This is a genomic window from Pantoea sp. E956-1 (genome assembly GCF_982223955.1).
Map to the genome: position 1 here is coordinate 296,072 of NZ_CEUYZP010000001.1, position 16,589 is coordinate 312,660.

Sequence of the window (16,589 nt, forward strand, 5' to 3'; positions counted from 1 at the left end):
CTCAGCTAACAGTTTCATGGACAGGCGATACGGCACTGCGGGTGCGACGATAGAGGTAAAGTGTTGCCCCCAGCGCGCAGACTGCGGCAAAACTCATCCAGTAGCCTGGCGAGGCTTTATCGCCGGTCAGCTCAATCAGGCCGGTTGACATCACTGGGGTAAAGCCACCAAACAGCGCAGTTGCCAGGCTATAGGCCAGCGAGAAGCCCGCCACACGCACTTCCGCTGGCATGATTTCGGTCAGCGCCGGGATCATCGCGCCGTTGTAGAGACCATAGATCATTGAAAGCCACAGCAGCACGCCCAGCATCATCGAGAAACCCGGTGCGGCGGCCAGCATGCTCAGGGCCGGATAGGTGGTGACTATTGCCAGCAGAGTCATGGCGACCAGCACAGGCTTACGGCCAAAGCGGTCGGAGATCGCGCCGCCAATCGGCAGCCAGATAAAGTTCGACACCGCCACCAGCAACGTCACCAGCAGGCTGTCAGAGGCGCTGAGCAGCAGCACTTTCTTGCCAAAGGTCGGCGCGTAAACCGTAATCAGGTAAAACGCAGTCGTGGTCATTGCTACCATCAGCATCCCGGCAATTACCACCTGCCAGTTGGCGAGCAGGATGCGGAACACCTGCTTCACATCGGGATGGCTGCGGCGGTTGTTGAACGCCTGAGTCTCTTCCAGTTTGCGACGCAGCAGAAAGATAAACGGCACAATCAGGCAGCCAAACAGGAACGGAATGCGCCAGCCCCATTCACGGATGGCGCTCTCTTCCAGCACCGCGTTGAGGATAAAGCCCATCGCCGCCGCCACCATAATCGCGACCTGCTGACTGCCCGACTGCCAGCTGGTGTAGAAGCCCTTGCGGCCTGGTGTGGCGATCTCCGCCAGATAGACCGATACACCGCCCAGCTCCGCACCGGCGGAGAAGCCCTGTAGCAGCCGACCGATCAGCACCAGCAGCGGTGCCCACAGGCCAATACTCTGGTAAGAGGGGATCAGCACGATCATAAAGGTGCCTGCCGCCATGATGGAGAGCGTGACGATCAGCCCTTTACGACGGCCGACCTTATCGATGTACGCCCCCAGCACTACCGCGCCAATCGGGCGCATCAGGAACCCTGCGCCAAACACGGCAAAGGTCATCATCAGTGAGGCGAACTCACTGCTGGCCGGGAAAAAGGTATGGGCGATATAGGTGGCATAGAAACCGAACAGGAAGAAGTCGAACTGTTCGAGAAAGTTGCCTGAGGTAACACGGAATATTGCGCCAATCCTGGCGCGGTGAGTCATGGGTGAGGTTGTCTGCATCAGTAACTCCAGTAAGGTTTGACGCTTTTTGCCGCGCCTGTGACTGAAGAGTGGATCAGCGCCCGGCGCTAAATAAGTGCAAAAAGGGCATCAATTAATGTGCCAGCCGCATGATTGCCAGGCGTTATTACTTAAAGTGGTTCAGATTCAACCGGTTAAATGACGGGTTGGTTTTTTGCGCCTGTGAGTGGGTCTGAGAGGAGTTTGCGGAAATGTGACAGATTTCATAAGCGTGTTGCAGACGAAGAGGCGGAATCTGGCTTGTCTGAGGCCATCAGCGCAGAGTCTGGCGGCAAAAAGGGTTCAGAACGCAGGCAGCAAGGCGTCAGGGAAAGGTTATGCCAAAAATCTGACGTAAATGTCGGGCGCCCGCCACGGTAAAAGCGACTTCACGGTAGCCAGGCTGCCGGGTTAGCCAGCCTTGCGTTTCAAAAGCGCTTAGCAGCGCTGCACGCGCATAGCCGCCGAGATGGAACCGGCGCTCACTCCAGTCGAGACAGCCACAGCAGGCTCTGCGGCGTCCGGGCTGTGACAGATCAATCTGCAACGCCGCAAACTGCTGCAGACCCAACAGGGTGACAGCACTGCCTTCCGGTGTGATCCAGCCCTGCTGCGCCATTGCGGCATAGATCTGCACCGCAATATCCCCGGCCAGATGGTCGTAACAGGTGCGGGCGGAGCGAAGTGATGTCGGGGTGGTGCTCGCTGGCGCGGCAATCCGTCGCCACGATACGCCCATCATGTTCTCAATCAGCGCAGCGATGTCACTGCCGGTCAGTCGGTAATAACGGTGACGCCCCTGCGCCACGCAGACAATCAAGCCGCTGTTGATCAACCGGTTCAGATGGGCGCTGGCGGTTGAGGGCGCCACGTCGGTGACGGCACTGAGTTCGGTGGCGGTCCAGGCGCGTCCATCCATCAGCGCGGACAGCATCTTCACCCGTGACGCATCGGCCATTGCGGCGGCGACGCCCACAATTGCGTTCTCAAGTGCTTCGCTATCGTCAGGTGCGTTGTGCGGTTGTGGTGTTGCCATCAGATTAGCGTGCCCATTCTGTGGTCAGCCCGGCGGCTGATCGATTGTTATCGGTGATCAGGATCAGCTGATTAGCGTGATCGCTGTATTGCACCAGGATGTTGATTCCGGCATCGGCAAGGCGTGCAGTGATCGCTCCCAGTTCGCCGGGACGCTGTTGCGGTAACCTGCGAATAAGCGGGACGTTAACCGCCTCGACGGCGATACCCCCGGCTTCCAGCACGGCCCGCGCCCGTTCACCTTCCGCAACCAGAAAATGAGCATGGCTCTGTTCACCAAAGGAGAACAGACCGCCGCCTTCCAGTCCAATCCCATGATGGCCCAGCAGCGTGGTGAGCCGGGAAAGATTGCCTGGACTATTTTGCAGGATGACATGAATATCGAACATGTTAATTTACTCCCTGTTGTGAGGCATATTCTCTGACCAGCGTGACGATGCGAAGACGGTAACTGGCAAAAAGGGTCTCGCGGCCTTCATGCTGTGCGACCTGGTGACAGAGGTTGCGCTTCCAGGCCAGCACCGATTCTTCATCGCGCCACCAGGAGAGCGAGAGAATTTTTTTCTCATCGGTCAGGCTTTGAAAGCGCTCAAGAGAGATAAACCCGCTGTTTTGTATCAGCAGCGGTTTAAGGTCGGCAGCCAGTTGCAGGTAACGCACCTGGTGTTCGGGTCGGGCTTCGGCTTCAAATAGTACGGCAATCATCGCTATCCTCCTGTGGGTGATAGCGCAAAAATAGCGGGCGGGGCGGGTTGATGCTTCGGCCGGAAACGAAATATGGCTGCAGGGGCGATCGCCAGCCAGTGCAACCTTGTAATGGAGCAGATGATATGTTCAGCGGACTCAGTGCGTTTCCCCTTACTCCCTTTGCAGCAGGCAAGCCCGATGAGGCGGCTTTTTTGCGGCTGCTGCGCAGGCTGACTGATGCAAAAGTCGATTCCCTTGGCCTGCTGGGGTCAACCGGCAGCTACGCCTATCTCACCCGCGCTCAGCGCAGGCGCATCGCAGAGCTGGCGGTGGAACATGCAGAGTCGATTCCGGTGATGATCTGCATTGGTGCGGTAGGCACTGACGAGGTGCTGGCGCTGGCGGAGGACGCGCAACAGGCGGGCGCAGCCGCCTTACTGCTGCCGCCGCTGGGTTATCAGGCGTTGAATGACGATGAGGTTTTCACGCTTTTTGAGACCGTGACGCGACACGCCTCGGTGCCAGTCTGTATCTATGACAATCCGGGCACCACCCATTTTACGTTTTCCGATGCGCTGCTGAGCCGGATCGCCGCACTTCCCGGTATCGGGTCAGTGAAAATTCCTGGGGTACCGGCCGATCAATCTGCGGCTAACGATCGCCTCGCTCTGCTGCGCAGCACGCTGCCCGATGCCGTGTCGATTGGCGTCAGTGGCGATGCCTCAGCCGCCAACGGGCTGATTGCGGGCTGTAATGGCTGGTATTCAGTGTGCGGTGGACTGTTTCCGCGCGTCGCAAAAGCGATGACCGAAGCGGCGGCCGCAGGTGACCATCAGAGCGTCAGAGCGCAATCCGATCGCCTGCAGCCGTTATGGGCGCTGTTCCGCCAGCATGGCGGCAGTTTCCGGGTGATCAGCGCCGCGGCGGGGCTGCTGGGACTCACCGAACGCGACTGCCTGCCGCGCCCGCTGTTACCGCTCTCCGCGGCGGACTGCCAGCAGATTGCTGACGTGCTCGCGGCACTCGACCTCTCCTGAGATCTCACGCCAGAGGGCGTTAACTGTGTCTTACCAGGTTAAAGCCTTCTTCCTCCTGCGGCGCTTCAAAATAGCGGGTAATCAGCGCGAACTGCGCGTCTGATGCGGCAAAGGCGTGTTCGCCGCCCTGATTTCGGGCGTGCAGGCGCGATTTACACAGCGCATCCGGCACGTCCAGATAATGCAGGCGATGGTCGGCAGAGGATGCCTTAATCACCGACATCATCCAGTCGCGATTCGCCCGGGTGTTGGCAGGAAAATCGAGCACCACCGACACGCCTGCGTTAAGCAGCGCGACCAGATGAGGTGTCATCGCCTTTCTGAGTTTTGCCGCATGGCGCACGTAATCGGCCACCGACTGCATTTCGTCCTTATAGAGCGCGGCGAGCCACTGATCCTCGCTGATCACCACGCAACCGGGGGCTGCGCTCAGCTCCGCCGCCAGCGTCGATTTCCCGGAAGCAATTTTTCCACACAGCAGATGCAGCGTGGCGGGGGCAAAAGTCATGGTCATATCACTCCTGTGTCAGCCTGATAGTGAGCCGCGCGCATGACGCGAAGGGAAGGTAAAGCAGGTCTCGCCGAAGCGGGATTCAGGCTAACAATACAGGGGAGAGATGGGCAATGACAGGCATAAAGATGCTGGTGAGTAAAACCTGGTTTGCCGCGCGTAACAGTCTCTGCTGCTGCGGGCATGACTGCATTCAGAAATAGGCACGGCTTTCGCTGGGCGCGCTGACACGCCTGAACGGGGAAGTGCGGTCAGGCGTAGCGTGCGCTATCAGATATGCTTTCAGAGAGTGTTGAATCTGCGCTGAACTGCGGGCAACTGGCTTCATTTTTTTGCCATCAGTAACGTCAGCAGTTCACGGCAGCATGCTTCTTCTTCGGCACTGTCTGCGGATGCCAGATGGCGCAGTAGTTCCATACAGCTTTTTTCCTTGCCCGCTTCCATTAACTCTTCGATCAGAAAGTTGAGTTTGTCCTGCTCAGACGCAGCAAAAGATGAACTGAACTCATTTTTGACCGGGACGGTGTGGTTTACCGGCAACGTAAGGGTGTTTTGCATTGGCATATTCTTGTCCTGTTTCAGGTTAAAAAACGCACGGCTGTTGCCATTAAACTTATACAACGTTCCGGGTTTTGTACAGAAATCTGCCTGATTCATTTTTAAGCCAAAGCTAAGCGCAGCGCGGTTGCGGAGTAAATCCCGGCTAATCATTGAGTTAGCCGGATCAGGAATTACAGAAAAATTGTACGGGTTTTTAAGCCAGATTCGGGAGCAGAAAAAAAGAGGTCAGTTATGCATCAGTTGAACAGGCGGCCTGTGGGCCGCCTGCATTATTTAGCGGTCAGGAAATCTTCACGCTGCGGCGTAAACGTATCCAGTAACGTGCCCGCCTCAAGACAGACACAGCCATGAACCACATTGGGCGCTTTATAGAGCGTATCTCCTGCGCCCACCTCACGCGTTTCACCATTGATGGTGAAGGCAAAACGTCCGCTCAGCACATAGGTCAGCTGCTCGTGTGGATGGTGATGCAGCGGGCCGACAGCCTCTTTTTCAAAAATCACTTCTACCGCCATCATCGTGCCGCCGTACGCCAGCACGCGGCGGGTTACGCCGTTGCCCAGATCTTCCAGTGGTCGCTCTTTATGGTAGATAAACATTGCACTCCTCCTGCGGTTGCCCCGGCTGCGGTGGCCATTTTGTGATGAATCTCACAGCACTCGGGTGAATTAGTTCATGCACTTTAGTGGTTTTTCACTAAAATGAAACGGTGTTTCAATTAATTTATAAGGGTAGATCATGAAAATCGCGTTAATGATGGAAAACAGCCAGGCCGCTAAAAACGTTACCGTGCTGAAAGAACTGGAAGGCGTCGCACAGCCACTGGGCCATCAGGTCTTCAACGTCGGGATGAGCGATGAGCAGGATCACCACCTGACCTATATTCACCTCGGCATTCAGGCCAGCGTGTTGCTCAACAGCCAGGCCGTGGATTTCGTGGTCGCGGGCTGCGGCACCGGGCAGGGCGCGCTGATGTCGCTTAACATCCATCCGGGCGTCGTCTGCGGCTACTGTATCGATCCGGCGGATGCCTATCTTTTTGCGCAGATCAACAACGGTAATGCCTTATCTCTGCCGTTCGCCAAAGGCTTTGGCTGGGGCGCTGAACTTAACCTGCGCTTTATCTTTGAAAAAGCCTTCACCGGCGAGAAGGGCAATGGCTATCCGCCAGAGCGTAAAGAGCCGCAGGTGCGTAACGCCGGTCTGCTGAATCAGGTCAAAGCTGCCGTGATTAAAGAGAACTACCTCGACACGCTGCGCGCCATCGACCCTGAACTGGTGCGTACTGCCGTTAGTGGCCCACGCTTCCAGCAGTGTCTGTTTGAGCATGGCAAAAATCAGGAAATCGTCGCCTTTGTGCGTCAGCTGACCCACTAACGCATCCGGGGTTATAAGGCCGGTCTGACCGGCCTTTTTTTATTCTCTCTTTCCCGCCATCAGCTGAACGTCAGCTCTGCTGCACCAGCGCCGGGTTGTAATGACGACTCGCCTCCACCAGCATCCGCGTATAGGGCATCGCGGCCCGGTCGGCCACCAGCGTCGGCACATCCAGCGTCTCCAGTACCTTGCCCTGTTGCATAACCGCCACGCGATGGCAGAGGTGTGCCACCACGCCGAGATCGTGCGTCACCATCAGATAGGTCAGGTTCTCCTGCTGCTGCAGATCGCTGAGCAGATTGAGGATCTCCGCCTGCACCGAAACATCCAGCGAGGAGGTCGGTTCATCCAGCAGCAGCACGCGCGGCTCTAAAATCAGCGCCCGGGCAATCGCCACGCGCTGACGCTGACCACCAGAAAGCTGATGCGGATAACGCGTCTGCCAGGCGCGATTCAGCCCGACCTTATCCAGCATCGCCACGACGCGCTGCTGGCGCTGCCCGATACCCTGAATCTGTAATGGCTCTTCAAGGATATCGCCCAGCGTGTGACGCGGATGCAGCGAGCCATAAGGGTCCTGAAACACCATCTGCACCTGACGGCAACGCGCCCGATCGATGCGGTGCGCCAGCGGCTGGCCATCAATGGTCAGCTCTCCCTGCCAGTGATTAAACAGGCCCGCCAGACACTTCAGCACCGTGGTCTTGCCCGAACCTGACTCACCGACCAGCCCGAAGATTTCACCCTGTTTAACCTGCAGGCTGACGTCGAACAGCACCTGATTACGGCGACCCTCTTCACCAAAACTCAGGTTGAGATTTTTCACCTCAATCATCGTAACTCCTTAGTCAGTTAGCCAGCTGGCGTGACGTTGTAACACTGGCAGACGCGTGCGCCGCCGATCAAGATCGGGCAGTGCTGCCAGCAGTCCCTGGGTATAGGGATGCTGCGCGCGGTCAAGTTCGCTGGCGGCCAGCGACTCCACCACGCGTCCGGCGTACATCACCAGCACCCGATCGCAGAAGCTGCGCACCAGATTGATATCGTGACTGATAAAAATCAGTCCCAGACCGCGCGCTTTCACCAGATCATCCAGCAGCGCCAGCACCTGCAGGCGAACCGAGACATCCAGCGCAGAGGTGGGTTCATCGGCAATCACCAGTTCCGGCTCGGTGATCAGCATCATGGCGATCATCACGCGCTGCCCCTGACCGCCGGAAATCTCATGGGGATAGAGCTGATATACCCGTTCAGGATCGCGGATTTGCACCTCCTCCAGCATCGCCAGCGCCCGCTGACGTGCCGCCGATTTCTGGCCGCGATGGTGACTGCGCCAGGCTTCGGCAATCTGCTCGCCCACCCGGATCACCGGATTCAGCGAATATTTCGGGTCCTGCATAATCATTGAGATGCGTTTGCCACGAATGGCGCGCATCTCTGCCGGGCTGGCGTGCAACAGGTCGATATCGCCAAACTGCATCCGGCTCGCCTCAATGCGCGCCTTAGCCGGATGCAGCTGCAGCAGGGCGCGACCTACGGTCGATTTACCGGAGCCGGACTCACCGACAATCGCCAGCTTCTCCTGACCGAGCTGAAAGGAGACGCCGCGTACCGCTGGCGTAATCTGGCGTCCGTTAACAAAATTCACGTGCAAATCGCGCACGTCGAGCAACGGCGAGGCGTTACTCACTGCGGGGATCGAGCAGGTCACGTAGGCCATCTCCTAAGAAGTTAAATGCCAGGCTGTTAATCAGGATCGCCAGACCGGGCACGGTCACTACCCACCAGCACTCCAGCATGTAGGTGCGGCCACTGGCGATCATCGCGCCCCATTCCGGATCCGGTGGCTGTGCGCCCAGCCCGAGAAATCCCAGCCCGGCGGCGGTGAGGATAATGCCTGCCATGTTCATGGTGATGCGAATAATTACCGACGGCAGGCAGAGCGGAATGATGTGCTTCCAGAGCACCCGCAGCGGCGACGCGCCCTGTAAGCGCACCGCCGAGATAAAGTCCGCCTGACGCAGCGACAGCGTTTCGGCGCGGGCCAGGCGGGCAATGGGTGGCCAGGCGGTGAGCGTAATCGCGATCACCACATGCTCCAGTCCTGGCCCCAGCGCGGCAACAAAGGCCAGCGCCAGTACCAGACTGGGAAAAGAGATAAAGATGTCGGTGACGCGCATCAGCACGCTGTCGACTTTGCCGCCAAAGTAACCGGCGGTGACGCCCAGCAGCAGACCCAGTGGCCCGACGGTGACTGACACCAGCAGCACGATGTAGAGCGTGATACGCGCGCCCCATACCAGACGACTGAAGATATCCCGGCCAAACTCGTCGGTGCCGAACCAGTGGGCCGCGCCGGGCGGCGTCAGCGCATTGTTCAGATCCTGAACCAGCGGGTGATACGGCGCAATCCAGGGCGCGAATAGCGCCACGATGCAGAGCACTAACACAATGCCGCCGCCAATCGCGGTCAGGGGATTACAGGCCATGCGCCAGAGGAAATAGCCGCAGCGGGCAGCAAAACGCTGACAGCGCACCAGCCGCTCACGGGAATGACTCACAGACGCAGCGTCAAAAGAGATCGTCATACTTTGGTCCTCGGATCGAACACCTGATAGAGCAGGTCGGAGATCAGGTTAAGCAGCACAAAAATCAGGCCTACCACCAGCACACAGCCCATCACCGCATTCATATCGCCCAGCATCAGGCTGCCGGTGAGGTAAGAGCCAAAGCCGGGCCAGGAGAAGACGGTTTCAATCAGCACCGCGCCCTCCAGCAGCGAGCCATAGGCCAGCGCCACCACGGTGAGCAGCTGCACCAGGATATTGCGGAAGGCGTGCTGCCAGATCACCTGCCATTCGGTCAGGCCTTTGACCCGCGCGGTCAGAATGAACTCCTGCGAAAGCTGCGCGAGCATAAAACTGCGCGTCATGCGGCTGATATAGGCCATGGAGTGAAAACCGAGCAGCGAGGCGGGCAGCACCAGATGATTCAGCGCATTCCAGAATACCTGGCTGTTGCCCGCCAGCAGGGCGTCAATCAGCATAAAGCCGGTGCGACGTGGCACGATGCCATCCAGGCTGAAGTCCACCCGACCTGCGCCGCCGACCCAGCCAAGATGGGCATAGAACAGCAGCAGGCCAATCATGCCGACCCAGAAGATTGGGGTGGAGTAACCGGCCAGGCTGAGCATCCGCACTACATAGTCGATGACGCTGTTGCGCCGCGCCGCCGCCAGCACACCCAGCGGCACGCCCAGTCCTGCGCCAATCACAATCGCCAGCGTGGCCAGCTCTACGGTTGCCGGAAAGACGCGCACAATGTCATGCACCACCGGCTGACCGGTGAGCAGCGCATGGCCGAGATCGCCATGCAGCAGCGCGTTAAGGTAGATGCCAAACTGCACCCACAGCGGTTTATCAAAGCCGAGCTGGTGATAAACCTGCTGATAGGTGGCCTGATCGGCGTCGGGGCCGACAATCGCCAGCACCGGATCCAGCGGCATCACCCGGCCAATAAAAAAGGTCAGCAGCAACAGGCCGAACAGGGTAATCACTACCTGCACCGCACGATGGCTGATGCGGCGGCACTGCGTTCGGGTCAGAGTCAGGATCATGGGGTGCCTCCCGCCAGACGATCAGGGGTTTTCCAGACATCGCGGAGGAAGGTGGTCGCTGAGGGATGCGGCTGATAAGCCTGCACCCGGTTGCTGACCACCACGGAGTCGAGCATTTGTGAAATCGGCATTAGTGCAGGCACCAACTGGTCATAGCGCTGCTGGATGGCGTAATAGGCCTGCTGCTGGCGGGTTTTGTCGCGCTCCACCAGCGCCTGATCGATCATGCTGTTGAGCTGCGCGTCGTAGAAACCGGTGCGCCAGCCCTGGAAGTTGGTCAGCCGGGCGCTGTCAGCGTTATTCGGGTTGTAGACCAGCGCGCGCAGGCTGGAGTGGGGATGCGGCTCCACGCCGCTGCCGCCGCGTCCGACCAGCAGACTGAACTGGCGATCGCGCATCGCGCCATAGATCTGGTTACCGGTGCCGGTGATGATTTTTGCGCGGATCCCGCCCTGCAGCAGCGTCGACTGCACCGCGATGGCGATGTTCAGAAACGGCTGATCGGCCAGCACCCGCAGCGTGGTGTCGAAGCCGTCCGGATAACCCGCTTCAGCCAGCAGTGCGCGGGCGCGTGGCACATCGAGCCGGTAACCGGGATCGGGCAGCGTGGCGGGCATGCCAGCCTGAATCGGGCGCTGATGCAGCTCGCCATAGCCGGTCATCAGGCTTTTATTGATGCCCTGATAATCGACCAGGTAACGTACCGCCTCCCGCACTTTGATATTGTCGAAGTGCGGATCTTTCATGCTCATCGCCAGGTAGTAGATCGTCCCTTTTCTTACCGCATCAATGGTGAGGTCGGGATCGTGCCGCAGGGCGCGCACATCGGGGATCGCCATGTTACTGGCGATATCCAGATCGCCTTTCTCCATCATCAGCCGCAGGGTCTGCGACTCCTGCAGATGGCGGAATACCACCCGCGACATCTTCGCCTCGCCGCGCCAGTAATCAGCCGCACGACTCATGCGCAGCACATCTTTTGCCTGCCACACATCCAGCCGGAACGGGCCGGAACCCGCTTCATGGGTGGTAAGCCAGCGGTTGCCCCAGTCTCCATCCACCTCATGCTGCTGCACGATTTTGCGATCCAGTACTACCATGCTGCCCAGTGCTGCCAGTGAGTAGATCACCAGTTGCGGATCGTTAGGCTTAGGCAGGGTGATCACCAGCGTGTGGTCGTCGGGCGCGGTAATCATCTGGTCAACGTTGTCACGGCTGAAGCCGTACGATTTCCACACCGACGCCTGCGCCAGGTTCAGATGCAGCACCCGCCGCATCGACCAGACCGCATCGGCGCTGGTGAGCGGATTGCCGGAATGAAACCTGACGTTGTCGCGCAGGTGAAAAGTCAGGGTGCGGTTATCCGGGCTGACTGACCAGCGTTCCGCCAGCGCCGGGCGCACCTCGGTGAGTTGCTGCGGGTTAAGCTCGACCAGGCCATCATAGAGATTCACTACAATGCCGACCACCTCGTTACCGGTCATGGCGGCCGGATCCAGGGTAAGCAGGTTGTTCATATTCATGCCGACAATCAGCTGGTCATCCGGGGTCTGCGCCTGAATTGACGCACTGCCCGTCAGCACCAGTAACGCGATCAGCCACGCGCCACATCGTTGTGTCAGAGTCATAGGTAAGGTCCAGCAGGTCAGAGGTTTTTCCCGTTTACGGCTCTGCCTGCTGCGCGGCACAGAGGCAGCAGGCGGGCGACGGGGTTATTATTGTTTGCCGTACTTGTTTACCAGCGGTTCAGCGTATGGGTCTCAATCCAGCTGAAGTTGATATCCTCACCCAGCCCGCTGCGGGTGGGCAGGGTGACAAAGCCCTGATCGTCCATCGGGTCGATCAGGCTGTTGAGGTAGGCGGGCGGTGTTTCATAATCCAGGAAGGGATGCAGCAGGCCGCGCTCATACCAGCGGCAGTTACGGATCGCCCCGACCACCGCCAGGCTGGCCGCGCCATTGCCGTGCACTTCGCAATCCATGCCAAAGGCTTCAGCCAGATTCGCCACTTTCAGGGTGGGCGAGATACCGCCTACGCCGTTGGCTCCGGCTCGCAGAATGTCGCAGGCTCCGGCACGCACCCAGTCGGCGCGGCTGTGATGTTTACCGCCCAGGCTCTCCGGGCCAAGCACGTCAATAGAGAGGTTTTCCGCCAGCCAGGTGTAAGAGGCCATGCTCTCTTCCTCCATCGGCTCCTCGAACCAGGCGAAATTAAGCTTTTCCAGCGCCTTGCCGATGGTCAGCGCGTCACTGCGGCTGTACCAGTGATAGCCGTCCAGCATCAGCGCGATATCAGGACCGACCGCTTCACGCACCGCCGCGCAGGCTTTGATATCCATCGCCGGGCTGGGTGCGAAGGAGACCGGCGGCATCCAGGTGTGCAGCTTGATCGCCTGATACCCACGCGCCACCAGTTTTTCCGCGAACTGCGCATACTCATCCGGCGTTGATAATCCACCGCTCAGCTCGTCACCACACATGGTGCTGCCGTAAGCCGGGATCTTCTCGCGATAGCCGCCCAGCAGTTTGTGGACAGGCTGTTTCAGCTTACGTCCAATCAGATCCCACAATGCCTGCTCCACAGCGGAGAGTGCCCGCTCGGTGAGCTGATGGGCGCTGCCGCGCTGCCAGTGCACCAGATCCTGCCACAGACGCTCCCGGTCAAAGGCGTTCTGACCGATGAGCACTTTGCGGAAGAAGGCATTAACCACATGGGATCGCACCACTTCCGGCGGCGCAAAGGCATAACCACAGTCGCCTTCCTCGCTGGTCAGGGTCAGTAGCGCCATCTGCGCATCATTTTCCGGGCCGGGATGGGAGTGGCCAGCGCTGTCGGCGCAGCGTTGGGTGGGATAGGTAAAAAGGATGACATCAATGGCGCTGATCTTCACGGTTAAGCTCCTGTGGCAGTCTGTCCTGATGAATTATTAAAACGGCGTTTCATTTTCAATCTAGCCTTCACAATTCATTAACGCATTAGCCAAAACGATACGATTAATGGCTAATATGTGTGCAACTGCCCAGGGTTCTGTGAACATATTCACGAAAGCTGACCGTTTTGTGAGCAGCGACACGCTCCGCTTTTTTCTCCCGGTCGCGTTGTTTTCAACTTCCTCTTCGCCTGTTAGCCCCACTGCAAAAAACATTTAACCGGATGACTTCCCCTGACTGCACTTTTAGGTGATAGTAACGTCGCTTTACATTAATAATTCTCATTATCATTTGTGCGGGCTTTTACAATGAAAAAATGGTTTTTAGCGCTGGGGCTGCTCACGCTGGCAGGGACGGCTTCGGCCAAAATGATTACCGATGTCGCAGGCCGTCAGGTCGAGGTGCCGCAGGAGGCAAAACGCATCATCCTGGGTGAGGGCCGTCAGATTTATCTGCTGGCGGCGTTTGATACCCATGCCCCGTTTAAGCGGGTAATAGGCTGGCGTGATGACCTTCATAAAGCGGACTGGGATGGTTATCAGGCCTATGAGAAACGCTATCCGGAAATCAAAAAATTACCGACCTTTGGCGGTGCGAAAGATGGCACTTTCAACGTCGAACAGGCGCTAACCCTGAAGCCCGATCTGGTGCTGATGAATCTGGAATCCAAAGCCGCCACCGATGAAGGCAAGCTGATTGAAAAACTGCAGGCCGTTGGCGTGCCGGTGGTGTTTATCGATTTCCGCGAAGCGCCGATGGTGAATGCTGAGAAAAGTATCCGCATCATGGGCGAACTGGTGAACAAGCCGGCGCGTGCCCAGGAAATTATCACCTTCCGCCAGCAGCAGATTGACCTTGTCACCTCGCGTCTGAAGAATTTTACCGGCTACCGCCCGAAAGTGATGATTGACCGCGCAGGCGGCTACAGCGACGAGTGCTGCATGTCGTTTGGCAATGAAAACTTTGGTCAGATGGTTGAGATTGCGGGCGGTCGTAACATCGCTAAAGATCTCATCCCTGGCACCTTCGGTACCGTTAACCCGGAACAGATTATCGCCAGCCAGCCGGATGTGGTAGTGGTGACCGGCGCGAACTGGAAGAACTACAACACCGTGGGCAAATGGGTCGGCGTCGGTCCGGGTGCTAATGTCACCGAAGCCACGGCGCGTCTTAAGGCGTTAATGATGCGTGATGCCTTTAAAACCCTGCCGGTCGCGCACAACGGCAATGTACACGCCATCTGGCATCAGTTCTACGACAGCCCTTACCAGTTTGTGGCTATCCAGGCGCTGGCGAAATGGCTGCATCCCGATCTGTTTGCCGATCTGGATCCGGACGCCACCTTCCGCGCGTTCCACGAGAAGTTCCTGCCGCTGCCTTATCAGCCAGGATACTGGGTCACTTTACCCGCTGATAAGCCCTGACTGACCGGCGATGACAGGGACGTCATCCGCCTGATTTGCAATTCCTTCCGAATAAACCCTCTGTTTCTCTTCAGATTTACTAATCTTTTACAGGCGCGGGGTCGGTTGCTCTGAGCAGCGCGACGTCTGACCCGATCCGCATTCACGTTAAAAATGGAGAGAAACATGCGCAATACCCTGGGAAGATCGGCCTTTGCCGTGACGCTGTACGCTCTGCTGGAGCCGGTGCCGCTGGGCTTTTTTGTCGCGGCCTGGCTGTTCGACATATTCTACAGTCAGACCTTTGTGCAGTTCTGGACGGATGCTGCAGGCTGGCTGATTGCGCTGGGACTGATACTGGCCATTGTGCCGCGACTCATCGCGCTGGTTTATCTGTTTCGCAGCAGCGACAGCGCGGAAAAGAGCCATTTCTGGCTCTGGCTGGTGGCGATTGTGATCGCTATCGTCAATGCGTTTATTCACAGCCGTGATGCCGCCGCTGTGATCCCGCTGGGCGTGACGCTTTCGACGCTGGTGGTAGCGCTGCTGCTGCTGGCGAATGTGCAACTTGCGTTACGTCAGCGTAGCGCTTAAGGAGGAGCCACCATGAAGATACCGCATAAAACGCTGCTCGCGCTGACCCTGACCGCTTTGCTGGCAGGCTGTGATGATGGTGCGCTGGTCGATCCACAAAAGCAGACTGGACCGAATCCCGAACTGCCGCAGGCGCAGAACTTCTTTATGCCGCCAATGCAGGTGCCGGAAGGCACACCGTGGAAAGCGGGCGAAATGCCAAAAGTGGCTGACGGGCTGAAAATTGAAAAGATCGCTGACAATCTGCAGCATCCGCGTCAGGTCTACGTGCTGCCGAATAACGATGTGCTGGTCGCGGAATCCAACGGCCCGGCCAAACCCACGACCCGGCCTAAACAGCTGATCATGGGCATTGTGCAGAAAGCGTCAGGAAAGGGCGGCGCTGGCGGCAACCGGATTACGCTGCTGCGCAACGTCAATGGCAAATGGGAGCAGCACCGCTTTATTGAGAATCTGCACTCGCCGTTTGGCATGCAGCTGATTGGCAATACCCTTTACGTTGCGAATGCTGACAGCCTGGTGAAGTTCCCCTATCGCGAAGGGGACACGGAGATCCGCACCGCGCCTGAAGAGGTGACAGAGTTGCCGGGCGGGCCGATTAACCACCACTGGACCAAAGCGCTGTTAGCCAGCCCTGATGGCAGCAAGCTCTATGTGGGTGTCGGCTCCAACAGTAACGTCACCGAGAACGGCATTGGCGCAGAGTATCGCCGTGCCGCGGTGCTGGAAGTGGACGCGGCCAGCGGTGCCAGCCGGATCTACGCCAGCGGATTGCGCAATCCGACCGGTTTACAGTGGGAACCGCAGAGCGGAAAACTGTGGGCCATCGTCAATGAGCGTGATGAAATCGGCTCCGATCTGGTGCCTGACTACATGACCTCGGTGCAGGACAAAGGCTTCTACGGCTGGCCCTACAGCTACTTTGGTCAGCATGTGGATACCCGTGCCGAACCGCAGCGTCCCGATCTGGTTGAGAAGGCGATTAAGCCTGATTATGCTCTGAGTTCGCATGTCGCTCCGCTGGGTCTGCTTTTCTATGGGGCAGATAACATGCCGCAATACCGTGGCGGTGCGTTTATCAGCGAACATGGCAGCTGGAACCGTACGCCGCTGAATGGCTACAAAGTGGTGTGGGTGAAATTTGAAAACGGCAAGCCAGTGGGTCAGCCGCAGACGGTGGTCTCGGGCTTCCTGACGGACGACGAAAAGCAGGTGCGTGGATTACCGGTCGGTCTGGCCAGCGACAAACAGGGCGGTGTCCTGATTGCTGACGACGCAGGTAATACCGTCTGGCGAGTCAGCGCCGCGAAGTAAGTGCTGCGCTGCTTTTTTAAGCAGAAAGCAGGCATAAAAAAAGGATTTGGCATTTCGCCAAATCCTTTATTTTTTGTTCGCTACCCGGCTGGTAACCGCGCTGCGAACGAGGTGCTCAGCACTCTCCACAAAGAAGATTGTAAAATGTGCGGCTAAGGATTTCAAGTTTCGCCAAAATGCTGTATGTTTATACAGGTGTTGAGTGTTGAGTATCGCCT

At 58.0% G+C, this 16,589-nt stretch carries 18 protein-coding genes; 5 read left to right on the plus strand and 13 right to left on the minus strand.

Annotated elements, in window-relative coordinates:
* Position 1: 1 nt before the first annotated feature.
* From tcuC to AC0T7J_RS01485, 4 genes are all read right to left on the minus strand, one after another.
* Positions 2-1,306: a tricarballylate/proton symporter TcuC gene (tcuC, locus tag AC0T7J_RS01470; protein ID WP_473791642.1), complete on the minus strand. Its 1,305-nt coding sequence runs from the start codon at positions 1,304-1,306 to the stop codon at positions 2-4.
* Between the two features lie 325 nt (positions 1,307-1,631).
* The gene (locus AC0T7J_RS01475) at positions 1,632-2,342 is read right to left on the minus strand and encodes an ArsR/SmtB family transcription factor (RefSeq protein ID WP_473791644.1); all 711 of its coding nucleotides are present in this window, start codon (positions 2,340-2,342) and stop codon (positions 1,632-1,634) included.
* Between the two features lie 4 nt (positions 2,343-2,346).
* A complete protein-coding gene (locus AC0T7J_RS01480) occupies positions 2,347-2,730 on the minus strand; it encodes an amino acid-binding protein (RefSeq protein ID WP_473791646.1) in 384 nt (127 codons plus the stop codon).
* Between the two features lies 1 nt (position 2,731).
* The gene (locus tag AC0T7J_RS01485) at positions 2,732-3,046 is read right to left on the minus strand and encodes an antibiotic biosynthesis monooxygenase family protein (protein WP_473791647.1); all 315 of its coding nucleotides are present in this window, start codon (positions 3,044-3,046) and stop codon (positions 2,732-2,734) included.
* 125 nt (positions 3,047-3,171) lie between these two features.
* Here AC0T7J_RS01485 and AC0T7J_RS01490 point away from each other — a divergent pair, with 125 nt between their 5' ends.
* Positions 3,172-4,065: a dihydrodipicolinate synthase family protein gene (locus AC0T7J_RS01490; protein ID WP_473791648.1), complete on the plus strand. Its 894-nt coding sequence runs from the start codon at positions 3,172-3,174 to the stop codon at positions 4,063-4,065.
* A 19-nt stretch (positions 4,066-4,084) separates the two neighbouring features.
* Here the strand turns inward: AC0T7J_RS01490 and AC0T7J_RS01495 are convergent, their stop codons facing one another.
* The 3 genes from AC0T7J_RS01495 to AC0T7J_RS01505 form a co-directional block, all read right to left on the minus strand.
* Entirely contained in the window at positions 4,085-4,579 is a 495-nt protein-coding gene (locus tag AC0T7J_RS01495) for a P-loop nucleotide/nucleoside kinase family protein (RefSeq protein ID WP_473791649.1), read from the minus strand.
* 321 nt (positions 4,580-4,900) lie between these two features.
* The gene (locus AC0T7J_RS01500) at positions 4,901-5,134 is read right to left on the minus strand and encodes a hypothetical protein (protein ID WP_473791651.1); all 234 of its coding nucleotides are present in this window, start codon (positions 5,132-5,134) and stop codon (positions 4,901-4,903) included.
* A 272-nt stretch (positions 5,135-5,406) separates the two neighbouring features.
* Positions 5,407-5,736, minus strand: coding sequence for a cupin domain-containing protein (locus tag AC0T7J_RS01505; RefSeq protein WP_010245017.1), 330 nt, complete (start codon positions 5,734-5,736; stop codon positions 5,407-5,409).
* A 139-nt stretch (positions 5,737-5,875) separates the two neighbouring features.
* On the opposite strand from AC0T7J_RS01505, the gene AC0T7J_RS01510 reads away from it, so the two are divergent.
* Positions 5,876-6,514, plus strand: a complete 639-nt coding sequence (locus AC0T7J_RS01510) for an RpiB/LacA/LacB family sugar-phosphate isomerase (protein WP_003853539.1) — start codon at positions 5,876-5,878, stop codon at positions 6,512-6,514.
* A gap of 70 nt (positions 6,515-6,584) precedes the next feature.
* On the opposite strand, the gene AC0T7J_RS01515 is transcribed toward AC0T7J_RS01510, so the two are convergent.
* The 6 genes from AC0T7J_RS01515 to AC0T7J_RS01540 all read right to left on the minus strand — a co-directional run bounded on the left by AC0T7J_RS01515 (position 6,585) and on the right by AC0T7J_RS01540 (position 13,020).
* On the minus strand, positions 6,585-7,349 hold the full coding sequence (locus tag AC0T7J_RS01515; RefSeq protein ID WP_473791653.1) for an ABC transporter ATP-binding protein: 765 nt from the start codon (positions 7,347-7,349) through the stop codon (positions 6,585-6,587).
* A 9-nt stretch (positions 7,350-7,358) separates the two neighbouring features.
* Positions 7,359-8,225: an ABC transporter ATP-binding protein gene (locus tag AC0T7J_RS01520; protein WP_010245006.1), complete on the minus strand. Its 867-nt coding sequence runs from the start codon at positions 8,223-8,225 to the stop codon at positions 7,359-7,361.
* Entirely contained in the window at positions 8,197-9,102 is a 906-nt protein-coding gene (locus AC0T7J_RS01525) for an ABC transporter permease (RefSeq protein WP_473791654.1), read from the minus strand. The genes AC0T7J_RS01520 and AC0T7J_RS01525 overlap by 29 nt, the downstream gene beginning before the upstream one ends.
* On the minus strand, positions 9,099-10,130 hold the full coding sequence (locus tag AC0T7J_RS01530) for an ABC transporter permease (protein ID WP_010245000.1): 1,032 nt from the start codon (positions 10,128-10,130) through the stop codon (positions 9,099-9,101). The genes AC0T7J_RS01525 and AC0T7J_RS01530 overlap by 4 nt, the downstream gene beginning before the upstream one ends.
* The gene (locus AC0T7J_RS01535) at positions 10,127-11,758 is read right to left on the minus strand and encodes an ABC transporter substrate-binding protein (RefSeq protein WP_473791656.1); all 1,632 of its coding nucleotides are present in this window, start codon (positions 11,756-11,758) and stop codon (positions 10,127-10,129) included. Before AC0T7J_RS01535 ends, AC0T7J_RS01530 begins: the two co-directional genes overlap by 4 nt.
* 107 nt (positions 11,759-11,865) lie before the next feature.
* The gene (locus AC0T7J_RS01540) at positions 11,866-13,020 is read right to left on the minus strand and encodes a mandelate racemase family protein (RefSeq protein WP_473791658.1); all 1,155 of its coding nucleotides are present in this window, start codon (positions 13,018-13,020) and stop codon (positions 11,866-11,868) included.
* Positions 13,021-13,368: 348 nt separating this feature from the next.
* On the opposite strand from AC0T7J_RS01540, the gene AC0T7J_RS01545 reads away from it, so the two are divergent.
* The 3 genes from AC0T7J_RS01545 (at position 13,369) to AC0T7J_RS01555 (ending at position 16,371) form a co-directional block, all read left to right on the plus strand.
* Entirely contained in the window at positions 13,369-14,484 is a 1,116-nt protein-coding gene (locus tag AC0T7J_RS01545) for an ABC transporter substrate-binding protein (protein WP_473791660.1), read from the plus strand.
* A 165-nt stretch (positions 14,485-14,649) separates the two neighbouring features.
* Positions 14,650-15,057 (plus strand): DUF2231 domain-containing protein, encoded by a 408-nt coding sequence (locus AC0T7J_RS01550; protein WP_473791662.1) that lies wholly within the window; start codon positions 14,650-14,652, stop codon positions 15,055-15,057.
* A gap of 12 nt (positions 15,058-15,069) precedes the next feature.
* Positions 15,070-16,371 carry a PQQ-dependent sugar dehydrogenase gene (locus AC0T7J_RS01555; protein ID WP_473791664.1) on the plus strand — a complete coding sequence of 434 codons (1,302 nt, stop codon included), beginning with the start codon at positions 15,070-15,072 and terminating at the stop codon, positions 16,369-16,371.
* Positions 16,372-16,589: the final 218 nt, after the last annotated feature.

What these genes read in the sequence shown, in the direction of transcription:
- AC0T7J_RS01475 (WP_473791644.1), bottom strand. Translation starts at nt 2,342, where the DNA reads ATGGCAACACCACAACCGCACAACGCACCTGACGATAGCGAAGCACTT.
- AC0T7J_RS01545 (WP_473791660.1), top strand. Translation starts at nt 13,369, where the DNA reads ATGAAAAAATGGTTTTTAGCGCTGGGGCTGCTCACGCTGGCAGGGACG.
- AC0T7J_RS01495 (WP_473791649.1), bottom strand. Translation starts at nt 4,579, where the DNA reads ATGACCATGACTTTTGCCCCCGCCACGCTGCATCTGCTGTGTGGAAAA.
- AC0T7J_RS01490 (WP_473791648.1), top strand. Translation starts at nt 3,172, where the DNA reads ATGTTCAGCGGACTCAGTGCGTTTCCCCTTACTCCCTTTGCAGCAGGC.
- AC0T7J_RS01510 (WP_003853539.1), top strand. Translation starts at nt 5,876, where the DNA reads ATGAAAATCGCGTTAATGATGGAAAACAGCCAGGCCGCTAAAAACGTT.
- AC0T7J_RS01505 (WP_010245017.1), bottom strand. Translation starts at nt 5,736, where the DNA reads ATGTTTATCTACCATAAAGAGCGACCACTGGAAGATCTGGGCAACGGC.
- AC0T7J_RS01485 (WP_473791647.1), bottom strand. Translation starts at nt 3,046, where the DNA reads ATGATTGCCGTACTATTTGAAGCCGAAGCCCGACCCGAACACCAGGTG.
- AC0T7J_RS01500 (WP_473791651.1), bottom strand. Translation starts at nt 5,134, where the DNA reads ATGCAAAACACCCTTACGTTGCCGGTAAACCACACCGTCCCGGTCAAA.
- AC0T7J_RS01535 (WP_473791656.1), bottom strand. Translation starts at nt 11,758, where the DNA reads ATGACTCTGACACAACGATGTGGCGCGTGGCTGATCGCGTTACTGGTG.
- AC0T7J_RS01550 (WP_473791662.1), top strand. Translation starts at nt 14,650, where the DNA reads ATGCGCAATACCCTGGGAAGATCGGCCTTTGCCGTGACGCTGTACGCT.
- AC0T7J_RS01555 (WP_473791664.1), top strand. Translation starts at nt 15,070, where the DNA reads ATGAAGATACCGCATAAAACGCTGCTCGCGCTGACCCTGACCGCTTTG.
- tcuC (WP_473791642.1), bottom strand. Translation starts at nt 1,306, where the DNA reads ATGCAGACAACCTCACCCATGACTCACCGCGCCAGGATTGGCGCAATA.
- AC0T7J_RS01525 (WP_473791654.1), bottom strand. Translation starts at nt 9,102, where the DNA reads ATGACGATCTCTTTTGACGCTGCGTCTGTGAGTCATTCCCGTGAGCGG.
- AC0T7J_RS01530 (WP_010245000.1), bottom strand. Translation starts at nt 10,130, where the DNA reads ATGATCCTGACTCTGACCCGAACGCAGTGCCGCCGCATCAGCCATCGT.
- AC0T7J_RS01515 (WP_473791653.1), bottom strand. Translation starts at nt 7,349, where the DNA reads ATGATTGAGGTGAAAAATCTCAACCTGAGTTTTGGTGAAGAGGGTCGC.
- AC0T7J_RS01480 (WP_473791646.1), bottom strand. Translation starts at nt 2,730, where the DNA reads ATGTTCGATATTCATGTCATCCTGCAAAATAGTCCAGGCAATCTTTCC.